The organism is Paraburkholderia ferrariae NBRC 106233 (assembly GCF_000685035.1).
Classification (GTDB): domain Bacteria; phylum Pseudomonadota; class Gammaproteobacteria; order Burkholderiales; family Burkholderiaceae; genus Paraburkholderia; species Paraburkholderia ferrariae.
Window position 1 is genome coordinate 126,083 of the sequence record NZ_BAYB01000024.1, and the last position, 16,596, is coordinate 142,678.

Annotated in this window: 13 protein-coding genes; 8 read left to right on the forward strand and 5 right to left on the reverse strand. The window is 67.7% G+C overall.

The window, feature by feature from the left end; genetic code table 11:
- Window positions 1-317: 317 nt before the first annotated feature.
- The 5 genes from argS (at window position 318) to BFE01S_RS24455 (ending at window position 6,435) form a co-directional block, all read left to right on the forward strand.
- Window positions 318-2,111 (forward strand): arginine--tRNA ligase, encoded by a 1,794-nt coding sequence (gene argS, locus BFE01S_RS24435; RefSeq protein WP_028227771.1) that lies wholly within the window; start codon window positions 318-320, stop codon window positions 2,109-2,111.
- Window positions 2,112-2,263: 152 nt separating this feature from the next.
- Window positions 2,264-3,109: an SPOR domain-containing protein gene (locus BFE01S_RS24440; RefSeq protein WP_028227772.1), complete on the forward strand. Its 846-nt coding sequence runs from the start codon at window positions 2,264-2,266 to the stop codon at window positions 3,107-3,109.
- A 48-nt stretch (window positions 3,110-3,157) separates the two neighbouring features.
- On the forward strand, window positions 3,158-3,796 hold the full coding sequence (locus BFE01S_RS24445) for a thiol:disulfide interchange protein DsbA/DsbL (protein ID WP_028227773.1): 639 nt from the start codon (window positions 3,158-3,160) through the stop codon (window positions 3,794-3,796).
- A gap of 16 nt (window positions 3,797-3,812) precedes the next feature.
- Entirely contained in the window at window positions 3,813-4,592 is a 780-nt protein-coding gene (locus tag BFE01S_RS24450) for an SDR family oxidoreductase (protein WP_028227774.1), read from the forward strand.
- 214 nt (window positions 4,593-4,806) lie between these two features.
- Window positions 4,807-6,435: an ABC transporter substrate-binding protein gene (locus BFE01S_RS24455; RefSeq protein WP_042338400.1), complete on the forward strand. Its 1,629-nt coding sequence runs from the start codon at window positions 4,807-4,809 to the stop codon at window positions 6,433-6,435.
- 28 nt (window positions 6,436-6,463) lie between these two features.
- On the opposite strand, the gene BFE01S_RS24460 is transcribed toward BFE01S_RS24455, so the two are convergent.
- Together BFE01S_RS24460 and BFE01S_RS39945 are read right to left on the reverse strand one after the other, a co-directional pair.
- Window positions 6,464-7,606, reverse strand: coding sequence for a glycosyltransferase family protein (locus BFE01S_RS24460; RefSeq protein WP_028227776.1), 1,143 nt, complete (start codon window positions 7,604-7,606; stop codon window positions 6,464-6,466).
- A gap of 28 nt (window positions 7,607-7,634) precedes the next feature.
- Window positions 7,635-8,675: a hypothetical protein gene (locus BFE01S_RS39945; RefSeq protein WP_156967138.1), complete on the reverse strand. Its 1,041-nt coding sequence runs from the start codon at window positions 8,673-8,675 to the stop codon at window positions 7,635-7,637.
- A gap of 288 nt (window positions 8,676-8,963) precedes the next feature.
- On the opposite strand from BFE01S_RS39945, the gene BFE01S_RS39950 reads away from it, so the two are divergent.
- Window positions 8,964-9,275 carry a hypothetical protein gene (locus tag BFE01S_RS39950; RefSeq protein WP_042338401.1) on the forward strand — a complete coding sequence of 104 codons (312 nt, stop codon included), beginning with the start codon at window positions 8,964-8,966 and terminating at the stop codon, window positions 9,273-9,275.
- 117 nt (window positions 9,276-9,392) lie between these two features.
- Here BFE01S_RS39950 and BFE01S_RS24475 read toward each other — a convergent pair whose 3' ends face one another.
- The 3 genes from BFE01S_RS24475 to BFE01S_RS39955 all read right to left on the reverse strand — a co-directional run bounded on the left by BFE01S_RS24475 (window position 9,393) and on the right by BFE01S_RS39955 (window position 14,060).
- Window positions 9,393-10,409: a sulfate ABC transporter substrate-binding protein gene (locus tag BFE01S_RS24475; protein ID WP_028227777.1), complete on the reverse strand. Its 1,017-nt coding sequence runs from the start codon at window positions 10,407-10,409 to the stop codon at window positions 9,393-9,395.
- Between the two features lie 148 nt (window positions 10,410-10,557).
- A complete protein-coding gene (gene fabI, locus BFE01S_RS24480; protein WP_028227778.1) occupies window positions 10,558-11,340 on the reverse strand; it encodes an enoyl-ACP reductase FabI in 783 nt (260 codons plus the stop codon).
- Between the two features lie 47 nt (window positions 11,341-11,387).
- Window positions 11,388-14,060, reverse strand: a complete 2,673-nt coding sequence (locus tag BFE01S_RS39955) for a DUF3141 domain-containing protein (protein ID WP_063834441.1) — start codon at window positions 14,058-14,060, stop codon at window positions 11,388-11,390.
- A gap of 286 nt (window positions 14,061-14,346) precedes the next feature.
- On the opposite strand from BFE01S_RS39955, the gene BFE01S_RS24490 reads away from it, so the two are divergent.
- Window positions 14,347-15,288 carry a bifunctional enoyl-CoA hydratase/phosphate acetyltransferase gene (locus BFE01S_RS24490; RefSeq protein WP_042338402.1) on the forward strand — a complete coding sequence of 314 codons (942 nt, stop codon included), beginning with the start codon at window positions 14,347-14,349 and terminating at the stop codon, window positions 15,286-15,288.
- Window positions 15,285-16,544, forward strand: a complete 1,260-nt coding sequence (locus BFE01S_RS39960; RefSeq protein WP_042338403.1) for an acetate/propionate family kinase — start codon at window positions 15,285-15,287, stop codon at window positions 16,542-16,544. The genes BFE01S_RS24490 and BFE01S_RS39960 overlap by 4 nt, the downstream gene beginning before the upstream one ends.
- The last annotated feature ends 52 nt before the right edge of the window (window positions 16,545-16,596 follow it).

Below are 16,596 nucleotides of genomic sequence, written 5' to 3' on the forward strand. Positions count from 1 at the left end.
TTTTGAGGGCCGCGCCCCGGCCAACGGGTGCCTGGCTCTCCCCAGGGCGCCCCGGACCACGCGGCCGGCGAGTTCGTCCCGGCGGCGAACCCGCCGCGACAGCCGCACGCGGGCGGTGTTCGCCCTTACGGGCTTCTCATGGAACATATTAGCACCCTGCTAAAATCCCTCTGAACGGAATTACCCGCACGGGCCGGCCGGCAGGACGCCGGGAGCCCCGGGGCACGATGCCCGCCCCCACCCAGTACCCGATGGCAAGGCGCGAGGCCCGACCGGCCGAAGCGCCCGCCATCACCCGCACAGGACCTGCAACAAGCATGCTGCCCGCACAGAAACTCACTCTGGAGACCCTGTTCGCCGACGCCGTCGGCCAGGTGGCCAAGGCCCTCGAAGGCGCCTCCGAAGCCGCGTTCATCGCGCCCACGATCACGCTCGAGCGCCCCAAGGTGGCCGCTCACGGCGACGTCGCCTGCAACGTGGCCATGCAGCTCGCCAAGCCGCTGCGCGCCAATCCGCGCCAGCTCGCCCAGCAGATCGTCGATGCCGTGCTCGCGCTGCCCGCCGCCGCCGGCCTCGTCGAGTCGGCCGAAGTGGCCGGCCCCGGCTTCATCAACCTGCGCCTCACCGCCAACGCCAGGCGCGCCGTGATCGGCGCCGTGTTTGCCGAGGGCGAAGCCTTCGGCCGCTCGCAGCGCGAGGCGGGCAAGCACGTGCTGGTCGAATTCGTCTCCGCGAACCCCACGGGTCCGCTGCACGTCGGCCACGGCCGCCAGGCCGCGCTCGGCGACGCCATTTCGAACGTGCTGGCCTCGCAGGGCTACGACGTGCACCGCGAGTTCTACTACAACGACGCGGGCGTGCAGATCGGCAACCTCGCCATCTCCACGCAGGCGCGCGCACGCGGCTTCAAGCCCGGCGACGCCGAATGGCCCGAAGCCGCCTACAACGGCGAATACATCGCCGACATCGCGCGCGACTATCTCGCGGGCGAAACCGTGAGCGCGAAGGACGGCGAGCCGGTGAAGGGCGCGCAGGACCCCGAAGATCTCGACGCGATCCGCCGCTTCGCCGTGGCCTATCTGCGCCACGAGCAGGATCTCGACCTGCTGGCCTTCGGCGTGAAGTTCGACCAGTACTACCTCGAATCGTCGCTCTATACCGAAGGCCGCGTGGAGAAGACGGTCGAGGCGCTCGTCGCCTCGGGCGAGACCTACGAGCAGGAAGGCGCGCTGTGGCTCAAGACCACCGACTACGGCGACGACAAGGACCGCGTGATGCGCAAGTCCGACGGTACCTACACCTACTTCCTGCCGGACGTGGCCTACCACGTCACGAAGTGGGAGCGCGGCTTCACCAAGGTCATCAACATCCAGGGCTCGGACCACCACGGCACCATCGCGCGCGTGCGCGCCGGCCTGCAGGCGCTCGGCGTGGGCATCCCGAAGGGCTATCCCGACTACGTGCTGCACAAGATGGTCACCGTGATGCGCGACGGCCAGGAAGTGAAGATCTCCAAGCGCGCGGGCAGCTACGTGACGGTGCGCGACCTGATCGAGTGGTCGGGCGGCGCCGATGTCAGCCCCGCGGGCAGCGAAGTCTCGCCCGACCTGCTCGACGAAGCGACCATTCGCCGCGGCCGCGACGCCGTGCGCTTCTTCCTGATCTCGCGCAAGGCCGACACCGAGTTCGTGTTCGACATCGACCTCGCGCTCAAGCAGAACGACGAGAACCCCGTGTACTACGTGCAGTACGCGCACGCCCGGATCTCGACGATCCTCTCCGACTGGCAGGCGAAGCACGGCGGCAACCTCGCCGCGCTGCCCAGGGTCGATCTCGCGCCGCTCGCGAGCGAGCGCTCGCTCGCGCTCGTGGCGAAGCTCGCCGAGTTCCCCGACATGCTCACGCATGCCGCGGGCGAACTCGCGCCGCACGCCGTGGCGTTCTATCTGCGCGAACTCGCGGCCGAGTTTCACTCGTTCTACAATGCCGAACGCGTTCTGGTCGACGACGCGGCCGAGCGCGACGCCCGCGTCGCCCTGCTGGCCGCGACGCGCCAGGTGCTCGCGAACGGCCTCGCGGTGATCGGCGTTTCGGCGCCGGAGCGCATGTGACGCATGTGACGCATGTGACAAGCGCGCGGCACCACGCGAGACGGGCAAACGTGCGTAGCGAACTTCCGGCTTAAACCGCACACGAAGCAACATGCATGGGGCCGCCCGCGCCTGACACGCAAGGCGCGGGCGGCCATTCCAGATTCTCTTGTTTGCAGGTGATTCAGACGATGGCACAACCGCGCCGCACTACGAAGCAGCAGTCGAAACAGTCCGGGGGCACTTTCCTCGGCATCGTGCTGGGCCTGATTGTCGGCCTTGCGATCGCGGTCGTGGTGGCGCTCTACATCACGCGCGCACCCACGCCGTTCGTCTCGAAGGTCGCGCCGCCCGCCTCGGACGCGAGCGACGCCAGCGCCCAGTACGACCCGAACCGCGCGCTGCAGGGCAAGTCGCCGGGCCAGCCCGTGCCGCAGGCCGCGCAGAGCACGCCGCCCAACACGGCGCCGGGCCAGAGCACGAACCAGTCGCAGTCCTCGGGCATGCTCCAGGAGCCGCAGATCGTGGAAGTGCCGCCGTCGGGCTCCACGACGGATAACGGCACGGGTGCCGCGAACGGCGTCGCCGTCGCGCCGGCGCCCGCCGCCGGCAACAACGGGTCCGCGAGCGCCAACAACGCTCCGAAAACGCCGCAGTCGTCGAGCAACCCGGCGCAGATCCTCGCGAACAACCCGCCCCAGAAGCCCGCCACGGCCATCCCGGCGCCGGGCGCGAAGCCCGCGCAGGGCGGCACGGCCGCGCCCGCCGCGAGCGACGCCAACACCGGCTACTTCCTCCAGGTGGGCGCCTACAAGACCTCGGCGGACGCCGAGCAGCAGCGCGCGCGCCTGGCCTTCCAGGGCTTCGAGTCGAAGGTCACGCAGCGCGACGCGGGCGGGGTCACGTATTATCGAGTCCGCATCGGCCCGTTCGGAAAGTTCGACGACATGAACTCGACGCGTCAGCGCCTGTCCGACGCCGGTATCGACACGGCGGTCATCCGCTTCACGAAACAGTAACGGAACCGGCCGCGCGCGGCCGGCGATCTCCACACGAGTCAGAAGAACATGAAACGACTTCTTGGTACGCTTTTGCTTTCCCTTTCGATGGTGGCCGGCGCGGCGCACGCTTCGCCCGCCGCGCCCGAGGCCGGCAAGGACTACACGGTCCTCGCGCAGCAGCAGCCGCTCGACGTGCCCGCGGGCAAGATCGAAGTGATCGAATTCATGTGGTACGGCTGCCCGCACTGCAACGAATTCGACCCGTACCTCGAAGCCTGGATCAAGAAGCAGGGCCCGGATGTCGTGTTCAAGCGCGTGCCGGTGGCGTTCCGCGACGACTTCATCCCGCACTCGAGGATGTACTACGCGCTCGACGCGCTCGGCCTCGCGAACAAGCTCACGCCCGTCGTGTTCCATGAAATCCACGTGAACAAGGACTACCTGCTCACGCCGGAAGATCAGGCCAAGTTCCTCGCCACCCAGGGCGTGGACCCGAAGAAGTACATGGAAGCGTACAACTCGTTCTCGACGCAGAGCGCGCTGCAGCGCGACAAGGCGCTCCTCGACGCGTACAAGATCGACGGCGTGCCGACGCTCGCCGTGCAGGGCAAGTACGAAACCGGCCCCGCCGCGACCAACAGCCTGCCGGGCGCGATCCAGGTGCTCGACTTCCTCGTTTCGCAGGTTCGCGCGAAGAAGCTGTAAGCCCTGGCGCGCCGGTATGAGTCAACCGCTGAAGGTCTTCATCACCGGCGCATCGAGCGGCATCGGTGCCGCGCTCGCCGCCGAATACGCGCGGCGCGGCGCCGTTCTCGGGCTCGTCGCACGCCGTGCCGAAGCCCTCGCCGGCTTCCGGCAAGCCCACTCGCAGCACCCCATCTCCCTCTACCCCGCCGACGTGCGCGACGCGCAAGCCCTTGCGAACGCGGCACGCGCCTTCATCGCCGAACACGGCCTGCCCGACATCGTGATCGCCAACGCCGGCGTGAGCCGCGGCGCCGTGACGGGCCAGGGGGACCTCGCGGCCTTCCGCGACGTGATGGACACCAACTACTTCGGCATGGTCGCCACCTTCGAGCCGTTCGCCGCCGCGATGAGCGAGGCGCGGCGCGGCACGCTCGTCGGCATCGCGAGCGTGGCGGGCGTGCGCGGACTGCCCGGCTCGGGGGCCTATAGCGCGTCCAAGGCCGCGGCGTTCGCCTATCTGGAGGCGCTGCGCGTGGAGATGCGGCCGTTCGGCGTGAAGGTGGTCACGATCGCGCCGGGCTACATCCGTACGCCGATGACGGCGAAGAATCCCTACCGCATGCCGTTTCTCATGGATGCCGACCGCTTCGCCCGCAAGAGCGCCGATGCGATCGCGCATGGCGCGTCGTTCGCGGTGTTTCCGTGGCCCATGCGGGTGGTCGCCGCATTGCTCCATGCGCTCCCGCGATGGCTCTACGACCGCGCATTCGAAAAGGCGCCCCGCAAGCCGCGTGTCACGGCTGCCGGCGAGTAAGCCCCGGGGGCGCGCCGCACGCCCGAAGCGATCACACCCCCATAAGGGTATGCGGATTAATTTGTTGTCTCGTCAATTTCCCTTCGATAAGCTTTCCCGAATCGGGCCGCTCCCCGCACGCCAGGTCGCGCGCACAACCACCAGACGCAACCGGACGCCGCCCGCTTCCACGGACACAGTACCGCGGATTTACTCGCAGACAACCGGAGATCCCATGCGTTTCACCTTGCCTGTCCCTGCGCTCGTCGGCCTGCGTGCCGCCGCCGCGTGCGCCCTCGGCGCCGCACTCGCCTTCGCCGGCACGAGCGCGCTCGCGAAGCCGCTGACGGTCTGCACCGAATCGAGCCCGGACGGTTTCGACGTCGTGCAATTCAATTCGCTCGTGACGACCAACGCCTCCGCGGACGTGATCTTCAACTCGCTCGTGTCCTACGACGAAGCCGCGAAGAAGGTCGTGCCCGCGCTCGCCGACAAGTGGGAAGTGAGCGCCGACGGCCTCACCTACACGTTCCATCTGCGCCCGAACGTGCAGTTCCAGACCACCGAATGGTTCAAGCCCACGCGCGCGCTGAACGCGGACGACGTCGTCTTCACCTTCGAGCGCATGCTCGACGCGAACAATCCGTGGCACAAGGTGGCGGGCGCGAGCGGCTTCCCGCACGCGCAGTCGATGGGGCTGCCCAAGCTCATCAAGTCCGTTTCGAAGGTGGACGGCAGCACGGTGAAGTTCGAGCTCACCGAGCCGAACGCCACCTTCCTCTCCATCCTGACGATGGGCTTCGCGTCGATCTATTCGGCCGAGTATGCCGATCAGTTGCAAAAGGCCGGCAAGGAACTCGATCTCAACGCGAAGCCGGTCGGCACGGGCCCGTTCCAGTTGAAGAGCTATACGAAAGACGCGCTGATCCGCTACGAGGTGAATCCGTCCTACTGGGGGCCGAAGCCGAAGGTGGACCGCCTGATCTACGCGATCACGCCCGACGCGGCCGTGCGCGCGCAGAAGGTGAAGGCCGGCGAATGCCAGATTGCGCTCTCGCCCAAGCCGCAGGACGTGGCCGCGGCCAAGGACGACAAATCGCTCAAGGTCGTCGAAACGCCCGCCTTCATGACCGCGTTCGTCGCGCTGAACACGCAGAAGAAGCCGCTCGACAACCAGAAGGTGCGCCAGGCGCTGAACCTCGCGTTCGACCGCACGACCTACCTGAAGACCGTGTTCGACAACACGGCCACCCCCGCCACCAATCCGTGGCCGCCCATCACCTGGGGCTACGACAAGTCGATCCAGCCGTACCCGTACGATCCCGCGAAGGCGAAGCAGCTGCTCGCCGCCGCAGGCTTCCCGAACGGCTTCTCGACCACGATCTGGGTGCGCCCGAACGGCAGCGTGCTCAATCCCAACCCGCGCGTGGGGGCCGAGCTGCTGCAGGCCGATTTCGCGAAGATCGGCGTGAAGGCGGACATCAAGGTGATCGAGTGGGGCGAGCTCATCAAGGAAGCGAAGCAGGGCCAGCATGACACGCTGTTCATGGGCTGGGCCGGCGACAACGGCGACCCCGACAACTACCTCTCGCCGCTCTTTAGCTGCAACGCGGTGCAGTCGGGCATCAACTTCGCGCGCTTCTGCGACCCGCAGCTCGACAAGCTGATCGCGGACGGCAAGGCCACCGCCGATCAGGCCAGGCGCGTGAAGCTCTACGAAGCCGCGCAGAAGATCATCCACGATCAGGCGCTGTGGATTCCGCTCGGCTATCCCACCGCGGCCGCCATCACGCGCACGGACGTGAGCGGCTACCAGGTGAGCCCGTTCGGCCGCCAGAACTTCGGCAGCGTCGCGGTGCAGTAAGCCCTGGCCCGAAGGCGCAGGGCCGGACTCAGTCCCGGCCCGCGCCGGATGCGGGCCGCGCGAACTGCTTGAGCGCCTCCACGGCGTGACGCCAGAGCGGCAGCCCCGCGCGCCGGCGCTGCGCCCAGCTATGATCGGGGAGCGCCACGGCGGACCATTGCTGGGCATGCGTGGTGAAGCGCTGCATGCCGAAGCGCTCCGGCGCCTCGAACAGATCGAGATAGGCGCGCCGGTAGTGGCCGACGAGCGTGGCCTCGTCGTAGTACGTCTCCATCCAGCGGCGCGACGCCGCGCCTACCTCCTCGCGCAGGCGCCGGTCGGCAAGCAGCGCACGCAACACCGGCTCGGCCTCCTCCAGCCGCACATCGACCCACGGCAACTCGACCGCACCCGTCAAATGACGCAGTTGCGACTGCACGCGCGCATCGAGGTGGCCGATGGTCGGCTTGCCTTGCGAGAGCGCCTCCAGGCCGCTCAGGTGATAGTTGCCCGTCACGCATTCGTCGACGGCCAGCGCCGCAGCCTGTTTGATGCGCAAACACGCGTCGTGCGGCGTATCGACGATCACCTGCACGCGGCACAGGCCCTTGCGTTCGAGCTTGCGCAGGAGCGCGAGCGTCTGCGGCGCGCCCTTGGTTTCCCAGCGGGTTTTCCAGGCGGAGGCGCGCCCGCTCGGCGAATAGACCACGACGGGCGGCCCATCGGCCTCCGGCCCCGGCAGATAGCGCCCGTCGTAGAGCGGCACGAGATTGGGCACCACGCGCGCGAACGGATAGTAGCGCTCGGGCCCCTGCGCGATCACGAGTTGCGGCACGGGGTCGGTGACGATGCGCGTCAGCAGCGCGGAATCCTGCTTCGCCCACAGCGCAGGCGCGGAATGGTACTGGCGGATGAGCTTGCGCCCGCCGAAGCGCTTCGGCAGATCGTCGCCGAATGTTTGATAAAATTCGAAGTACTGATGAATATGAATGACATCGGCCGCGTCGATGGCGGCGAGCGCTTCGTCGCGCCGGGTCTGCCAGTCGATGTCCACGGCGAACGTGCGCGCGCCGTAGGCCGATGCGTTGAACACCACATGGCGCGCTTCGATGTCGGTGTGGCGGTTGAGCGCCGAAACGATATTGCCGGGGCTGCCCGCCACCGGCGTGTTCGAAAGATGGACGACGCGCATGATCCCTTGCGTGAAAGGCGGCGCAGTGTCAGGCGAACGCGTGCGCGTCGCGCGTCAGCGCCTGCCACGGCAGCTTGGGAAACACGTCCTCGCCCAGCGCGCTCTTCATCGAAAGATTCATCACCTGCACGCAGCGGCTGCGCAGGAGCGCCCCGGCGTGGCGGAACGACGGTTCGATGAAGCCGTGGTAGTGCCGGTCCAGATGGCTCGGCTGCATGGACTCGCGCGATTCGTAAAAGCGCGGCGTGCGCGCCGTATCCACGAGATCCACCCCATGCAGGAAGATGCGCGCGAACCCGAGCGACGCCAGCACCTGCAACGCCGAATACGCGACGGTGCGGCCGTCGAACACGCCGCGGCGGATATCGAGGCTGAAGCCCAGCGCTTGTGGCGCGTCGAAGAGCGCGAGCGCGCCGTGGTCGTGCGCCGCGCGCAGTTCGTCGAGCGTGCGGGCACGCTCGCCCGCGGGAAAAAGCATGTCGTCGAGCAGGAAAACGCGGCAGCGCATGCGGTCGATCGCAAAATGCTGCGCGATGTACCAGAGCACGAGCGGCGTGGTGTACAGCACCAGCGGCTCGCCGATGATGCGCTCGACGAGGTCGGGCCGCTGGCGCACGAAGCCCGTATCGACGATGCAGTAATAGTCGAAGCGCACGCCCTGCTGCTGCAGCATGATGGCGCCGTTCACGCCCATCGCGCGCCCGATCGGTAACGCGCGGTAATCGATTTCGTTCACCGACGGGCCGGTGGCGATCAGGTGACATGCCTGCCGGCACTCCGGCGCATCGGCCGCGGCGAGCGGCATGCCGTTCGCAAAGGGCAGGCTGCGGCCGCGAATGCTCATGCCTTCGAGGCGGCCCAGCTCGTCGCGCAGAATCGAGACGCCATGCGCGAGCCGTTCGTTGTGGCGGAACGCGCGCGAGTGCGTCCAGCGGTAAAGCAGCTTGAAAAACGTGTTGCCGGCGCGTTGCGCCGGCGTGGACCATACGCGCGCCTGCGTGCCCACCCCGCCGTGTGCGCACGAGGACCGCATGGCGGAGCCTTCGGTGACCATCGCAGTACCTTGCATCGAGGCGAAGCCGGCGGCTTCGTGCCTTAATGGAGGGCCAGTCTACGTTTCACCGCTGTTACAAGGGTTACAGGACAGGTCGGCTTTATTACGCGCGCTTACGCGCGCCGCGGCAGTTCGCCGGGCGCGGGCAGGCCGCACGGGCATGCGTGAGAACGTACGCTGTCCGCACCCCCTTCGCGCTGGAATATTTGGCCCGACATTGTTGCAGTTTCGTAACTCAAAGCGGGGCGCAATCCCCTAGATTAGAGCCATGCAATCGTTCTTCCACCACCGAAGGGGGCTCTAATGAAAGCGAAACTCTTTGCTGCTCTCGGCGCCGGCGCACTGATTCTGGCCGCATCGCAAAGCGCCATGGCGGGCGTGGCCATCGGCCTGAACATCGGCGTGCCGGCACCTGTGTATGTCGCACCGGCTCCGGTGTACGCACCGCCGCCTCCGCCGCCGGTGGTCGCCTATCAGCCTGGGTATCAGCCGGTCTATCAGCCCGTGGCAGTGGTTGCGCCCGCAATCGTGATCGGCTGGCACGGCGACCGCTACTGGGACGGCCGTCACTGGTGGGGCCGCCGCGACTGGTACGCGCATCATCGCTACTATTGATCGCGTTGCCTCGCGTCCGGCTGCTTTCATGACCGGCCGGTAAAAGCGCAAACGCCTCGCGGTTCATTCGCGAGGCGTTTCGTTGTCTGCGCAACCGTGCGGCGGAGTTCGGCAGCGTTACTTGCGATCGGAAACGATCTGGTCGAACGTACCGCCATCGGCGAAGTGCATCGCCTGCGCGTTCTGCCAGCTGCCGAACATCTGCTCGACAGTGAAGGTCTTGATGGGCTTGAACTCGCTGGCGTGCTTCGCGAGCACACCGGCATCGCGCGGACGCAAATGATGCCGGGCGATGATCTCCTGCGCCGCCGGTGTGTAGAGGTAATCGAGATACGCCTGCGCGACCTTGCGCGAACCGCGCTTGTCCACCACCTTGTCGACGATCGTCACCGGCGGCTCCGCTAGCAGGCTCACCGAGGGATAGACTGCTTCGAAGTCCTTCGCACCCACGCCGGTATCAATCAGCGCCACTTCGTTTTCGAAGGTGACGAGCACGTCGCCAATGCCGCGCTGCGTGAACGTGGTGGTCGCGCCGCGCCCGCCCGTGTCGAGCACCGGCACGTTCTTGAGAAGAGCGCGCTCGAAGTCGAGCGCCTGTGCATCGGTCGCGCCCTGCTGCTTGCGGTAGCCCCATGCGGCCAGGTACGCATAGCGGCCGTTGCCCGAGGTCTTGGGGTTGGCGATCACCACCTGCACGCCCGGCTTCGCGAGGTCGTCCCAGTCTTTGATGTGCTTGGGGTTGCCCTTGCGCACGAGGAACACCATCGTCGTGGTGTAGGGGGCGCTGTCGTCGGGCAGGCGCGTGCGCCAGTTCGCGGGCACCAGATGGCCGCGCTCGGCCAGCAGGTCGATATCGTTCGGCTGGTTCATGGTGACGACGTCGGCCTGCAGGCCCTGCAGCACCGAAAGCGCCTGCGCGCTCGAAGCACCGTGCGACTGCTTGATCGAGACGGTTTCGCCGGTCTTCTTCTGATAGTCGGCGATAAAGCTTGCGTTGATGTCCTTGTACAGCTCGCGCGTCACGTCGTAAGAGACGTTGAGCAGCGACGTTTCCGCGTGCGCCGTCTGGGCGGCCGCCGCCAGCGCGACGATGCCCGCGCCCACTCCGCGCAGTGCGCGTCCCCAACCTGCCATGGTGTTCCCCGTATGTCGTTGAAAGGCATGAAGGCCGCCGCATTACAGACAGCCGACACCCGATTCTAGCGGGACGCCACGCGCGCCTTATAACGATGCGAGCTTTGCTTTTCTCGTTTTTCGATAAGTGGGGAACGTCATACCCGGCTCACGCCATGACGTGCGAGCCGCCGTCGATATAGACGGTATTGCCGCTCATGCGGCGTGCGTAGCGCGTGGCGAGATAGGCGGTGGCGTAGCCTACGTCCATGATGTCCACGAGTTCGCCGAGCGGCGCGCGATCGACGGCTTCGGCCAGCATGCGGTCGAAGTCGGGCAGCCCGGAGGCCGCGCGCGTCTTGAGCGGCCCCGGCGAGATGGCGTGCACGCGTATGCCGAGCGGCCCGAGCTCGTAGGCCAGATAGCGGCACGATGCTTCGAGCGCGGCCTTCACGGGGCCCATGAGGCTGTAGTTCGGCACGACGCGGTTGGCGCCCTCGTAGCTCATCGCGAAGAGCGTGCCGCCGTGCGGCATCAGCGGCGCGGCGCGCTTTGCCATGCGGATGAACGAATGGCACGACACGTCCATCGCATACGCGAAGCCTCGCGCCGACGAATCGAGCAGGCCGCCGTGCAGATCCTCTTTCGGCGCGTAGGCAATCGAATGCAGCACGATGTCGAGCTTGCCCCACGTCTCGCGCACCGACTCGAACACGGCCTCCATCTGCGCGTCTTCCTCCACGTCGAGCGGGAGAAACAGCTTCGCGCCGAGTTCGTTGGCGAGCGGTTCGACGTAGGGCTTCGCCTTGTCGTTCAAATACGTGACGGCGAGTTCCGCGCCGAGGTCGGCGAAGGCGCGCGCGCATCCGTAGGCAATCGATTCGGCATTCGCGATGCCCGTCACGAGCGCGCGCATGCCGGCCAGCGGACGGTCGGGAAGAGTCTGCTGCATGGCCTACCTCGCTGCGGGATGCACGGAGCCGCTCATGCGCGGATACCTCACTCGCCCGCCGCGCGCGTGGTGCGGCGGCGCGAGGCGGGCGTGCCTGCGGCATGCGCCGGCGCCGCGGAGGCGGCGGGACGCGCGCGCCGCGCCGTCTTCGCCGCGGGGGATGCCTTGCTGCCGGCAGAAGCCGTTGCCGTGCGCGGCGCCGCTGCCTTTGCCTTCGCAGCCGTGCGTTTGGGCTTCGCAGCCATAAGCGGGGCGTCGCTTTCCGTGCCGGCTTTGCTGGTGGCCATGCGCTTCGTCGCTCTGGCCGTTGCGCGTTTGGGCGCTTCCGCGCTCGCTGTCGCTGTCGCTGCCCCCGTCACCGTCGCCGCCGTCGCAACAGCAGCAACAGCCTCGGCCCCCACGGCGCCCGCCACCGCGCCGCCCGCGGCACCCGCCGCGCCAATCTCACCCGCGGGTGCGGCGCCGCCCGAAGCCGGTCCGTCGGGCGGCGGCAAAACGCTCTTCTCGCTGCCCGGCTCCACACCCAGCGCCCGCTGCACTTCGCGAAAGCGCTCGCGCAACTCGCCTTCCAGCGGCGAAGATACCGTGGCGATGCGATACACGGCCGCGAGCAACGCGCGGCGCGTCGGCATGTCGGGGACGATGCCGGCCAGCGCCTCGATGGCGCCCTTCGGGTCCAGCGCCACGATCGCGCCCTGGCGCCGCGCGGCCTCCTTCAGCTCGGCAATGGTCGGCTGCCGGTCGCCCAGATACTCGCGCGCCATCTCGCGCATGCGCTGGAACGGGCGGTACTGCACCGTATGCATTTCATCGACGAGGTAGGCCATGATGCGCATAAACGCATCGAGGAGCGTGCCGTTGTGCACGTGCTCGCGCGCCGAGCGCAGGCGCAATTGCGCGAGTTCCTTGCGCAATTCCATCATGGGCGGTGCGATCGGACCGAGCGGCTGGTTCGGCGCCACGCCCACGAGCGCCTGCACCCACGGCGCCGTATAGACGCTGTAGAACGTGCTCTCGACCCAGGCGTCGCGCGTGTCGCGATACAGATCCCACGCGGCTTCGATGCTCGCCGAAACCTGCTGCTCGATCTGCGTGAAGGGATTGTCGGGCGCGGCGGGCTTGCGATGCTTGCGCACGGCCTCGGCCACGACAGGCAGCGCGGCGAGCGCGGGATTGGCGTCGCTCAGCACGCTGCGCTCCACGCGCGACGGATGCGCCTCGCGCAGCACATGCGCCGTGAGCGCATTGCTCGACGCGCGCACGAACGGCGAAACGACGAGGTCGTAGAGCCGCTGATTGTTCTCGGCGATGCGGCGCACCACTTCGAAGGGCTGCTCGTCTTCGCGGCCGTCGTCGAGCGCGAGGATATCTTCGATCGTGCGCCGTTCGAAGCGGATCTCGTAGCGCCCTTCGAGCGATTCGAGGCGGGCCGCTTCCGGTGTCGTATCGGTGATCTTCGCTTCGTACAGGCCGGGCGGCAGCACGTCGATCAGATCGAGCGCCGAAAATAGTTCGGTGTGCTCCTTGTTCGCCACGCTCGCCGAAACGAAGATGCCGAGGTGCCCCACCTTGTCGTGCAGGCAATAGACGATCACCTGCTCGTTGGCGACGACCTCGTCGACGCTCGCGTAGAGATCGGGGATCCAGTCCAGCGCCTGCTGCGGCGGCGTGATGTTGTCGCCCCACGAAGCGAGCACGATGATCGGCGTGCGGATGTTGCGCAGATCGACCGGCGCGCGTGCGTTTTTCGCGTACACCTCGTTGCGCGTGAGGTGATTGCCGACGAACAGGTTCTGCACGATCCAGTCGATTTCGGCGCGATTCAGCTGGAAATGGCCGCCCCACCAGCGCTCGAATTCGAGGAAGCGCTCGCGCTCCGTATCGACCTTCGAATAGAGGCCGTAGAGCTTGCCCCAGAACGTGTTCGCGGGATTGAGGTTCTCGAAGTTCTGCACGAGGTGCGCGCCGTCGAAGCGACCGTTGCCCAGATCGGCCGCGAGCGAGGACATCCACGAACCGCCGAGCATGCCGCCCGAATAGCGCATGGGGTTCTTGCCCTTGACGCCGGCCCAGTACGACAGCGGCGAGCCCGCCAGCATGAGCGGCCCCACCAGTTCCGGCGCGGATGCCGCGAGCAGCGCCGCGGCCCAGCCGCCCTGGCAGTTGCCGATGATGAACGGCAGGCCGTCCGCTTCGGGATGCAGTGCGCGCACCTTGCGGATGAACACGGCCTCCGCCTGCCCGACCGACTGGATCGTCTGCGTGGGGCACGGCACCGGGAAGAACGTCACGAAGTAGCACGGATGGCCCTTGCGCAGCGCGATGCCCACTTCGCTGTCCATCTTGAAGCCCGCGATGCCGGGGCCGTGGCCCGCGCGCGGGTCGATCACGACGAAGGGCCGCATGCGCGCATCCGTGGGCACGCCCTCTTCGGGCAGGATGCGCAGGAGCGCGTAATTGCAGGGGTCGTCGAGTTCGCGGCCGTCCGCCACCACTTCGTAGTCGAAGCGCAGCACGGGCGGCATGCCCTCCTGCTCGTGCACATAGGTCTGGTTGCCGCGCTCGCGCAGCACGTCGAAGACCAGCACGCTGCGCTGCCAGGCGTCCAGCAGATAGTCGTAGAGCGGCTGGATGGCGGCGGGCGCGGGCAGATCGGCGAGAGGCGCGGAAAGAGGCGGAACGAAGGCAGCGGCGAGAGGCGTAAGGGCGGGAACAGCCACGAGACGAATCTCCAGTGTGAGGCAGCGTCATGCTGCATTGCAGTATTTCAATGTAGGCAGCGCGCTATCGAAAGTCAAGACACGCAACAGGAGTAGGGCGGCCGCCTGCGCGAGCCATCATCGGCCTCTGCCATGAACGAAGCGTGACAGGCGCCATTCACCGCGACACAGCGTCGCAGCGCACTTTTCCTACGGCGACGCGCGCGCTGAACTACACTGTTACCGCATTGCGCGCCGCAACATGCGGGCGGCTTTACCGGTCCAGTCAAAACGGAAGGGCATCGTCATGGCTTCATCGCACGACAAGTATTCAGTCCTGCTCGAACGCTGCAGCGGCCTCGCGCCGGTGCCCACTGCGGTGGCGCACCCGTGCGACGCGTCCTCGCTCGCGGGCGCGCTCGACGCCGCGAGCCTCGGCCTCATCGTGCCGCTCCTGATCGGGCCGGAGGCGAAGATCCGCGCGGTGGCCGACGAAGCGCAACTGTCGCTCGCGGGCGTCACCCTCATCGATGCCGCGCACAGCCACGCGTCCGCCGCGCGCGCCGTGCTCGCGGTGCGCTCGGGCGAGGCCGAGCTGCTCATGAAGGGCAGCCTGCACACCGACGAGCTGCTGCACGAAGTGGCCTCCGGCACGACGGGCCTGCGCACCGAGCGGCGCCTCTCGCACGTCTTCGCCATGGACGTGCCCTCGTATCACAAGCCGCTCTTCATCACCGACGCGGCCGTCAACATCTATCCGAAGCTGCCCGACAAGGCCGACATCGTGCGCAACGCGATCGAGCTCGTGCAGGCGCTCGGCATCGAGCGCCCCAAGGTGGCGATACTCGCGGCGGTAGAAACGGTCTCCGACAAGATGCCCTCCACCATCGACGCCGCCGCGCTCTGCAAGATGGCCGACCGCGGCCAGATCGTGGGCGGCCTGCTCGACGGCCCGCTCGCGTTCGACAACGCGATCAGCACCGAAGCGGCGCGCATCAAGGGCATCGTCTCGCCCGTGGCGGGCGACCCCGACATCCTGCTCGTGCCCGACCTCGAAGCGGGCAACATGCTCGCCAAGCAGCTCACCTTCCTCGCGGGCGCGGAGGCGGCCGGCATCGTCCTCGGCGCGCGCGTGCCCATCATCCTCACGAGCCGCGCCGACAGCGTGCGCTCGCGCATCGGCAGTTGCGCGATTGCCGTGCTCGTCGCCCATGCGCGGCGCGCGCGCAAGACCACGGAGACACTGTGAGCACATCGCCCGGCGCCCACGGGGCGCATCACGCCGCCGCAGAAGGCCACGTCGTTCTCGTCGTCAACGCGGGGTCGTCGAGCATCAAGTGTTCGGTGTACCGCGTGATCGACGACGACAAGGTGGAGGGCGGCGCGCGCGCCCTGCTCGGCGCGGGCGGGCAGATCGAGGGGATCGGCGTCGCGCCGCGCGTGGTCGCGCACATGGCCGACGGGCGGCTCATCGTGGACGAGCAGTTCCCCGTCGCGCAGGTCGCCGATCACGACGCCGCGTTCCGGCTGCTGCGCCTCGTGCTCGCCGTGGGACTGCGCGACACGCCGCCCGCGGCCATCGGCCACCGCGTGGTGCACGGCGGCGCGCATTACGCCGACGCCGTGCTCATCGACGACACGGTGATCGCCGAACTCGACTCGCTCACGCCGCTCGCGCCGCTGCATCAGCCGCACAATCTCGCCGCGATCCGCGCGGTGCGGCAGGCCGCGCCCGAACTCGTGCAGGTGGCCTGCTTCGACACGGCCTTCCACGCGAGCAACGACATCATGGCGCAGCTCTTCGCGCTGCCCTACAGCTACTTCACCGACGGCATTCGCCGCTACGGCTTTCACGGCCTCTCGTACGAGTACATCGCGCGGCATATGCACGTGGTCGCGCCGGACATCGCGCGCGGGCGCGTGGTGGTCGCGCATCTCGGCAACGGCGCGAGCCTGTGCGCGATGAAGGACGGCAAGAGCGTGGAGACGACCATGGGGCTCACGGCTCTCGACGGCCTGCCCATGGGCACGCGCTGCGGCGCGCTCGACGCGGGGGCGGTGCTGTGGATGATGGCGCGCGGCATGGATCACGACGCCATCGAAAAGCTGCTGTATCACGAGTCGGGGCTGAAGGGCCTTTCGGGCGTGAGCAGCGATATGCGCGAACTGCTTGCGAGCGCAAGCGATCAGGCGAAGCTCGCGATCGACTTCTACACGTACCGCATTGCGCAGGAGATAGGCAAGCTCGCCGTGGTGCTGGGCGGGCTCGACGGGCTCGTGTTCACGGGCGGCATCGGCGAGCATGCGGCGCCCATCCGCGCCCAGGTGTGCGAGCGGCTCAAGCCGCTTTTCGGCATCGATCTCGATGCGGATGCGAACGCGGCCAACAAGGAACGCATCGGCACGCGCGAGAGCCGCGTGCCGGTGTTCGCGATTCCCACCGATGAAGAAGGCATGATCGCGCTGCACACGGCGCGTCTCTTGCGCGAGGCGAAGCGGATCTGACGCGCCGCGCGTCTGGCTGGCAGTCCGTGCCAGGCGCACGGACTAACCCGAC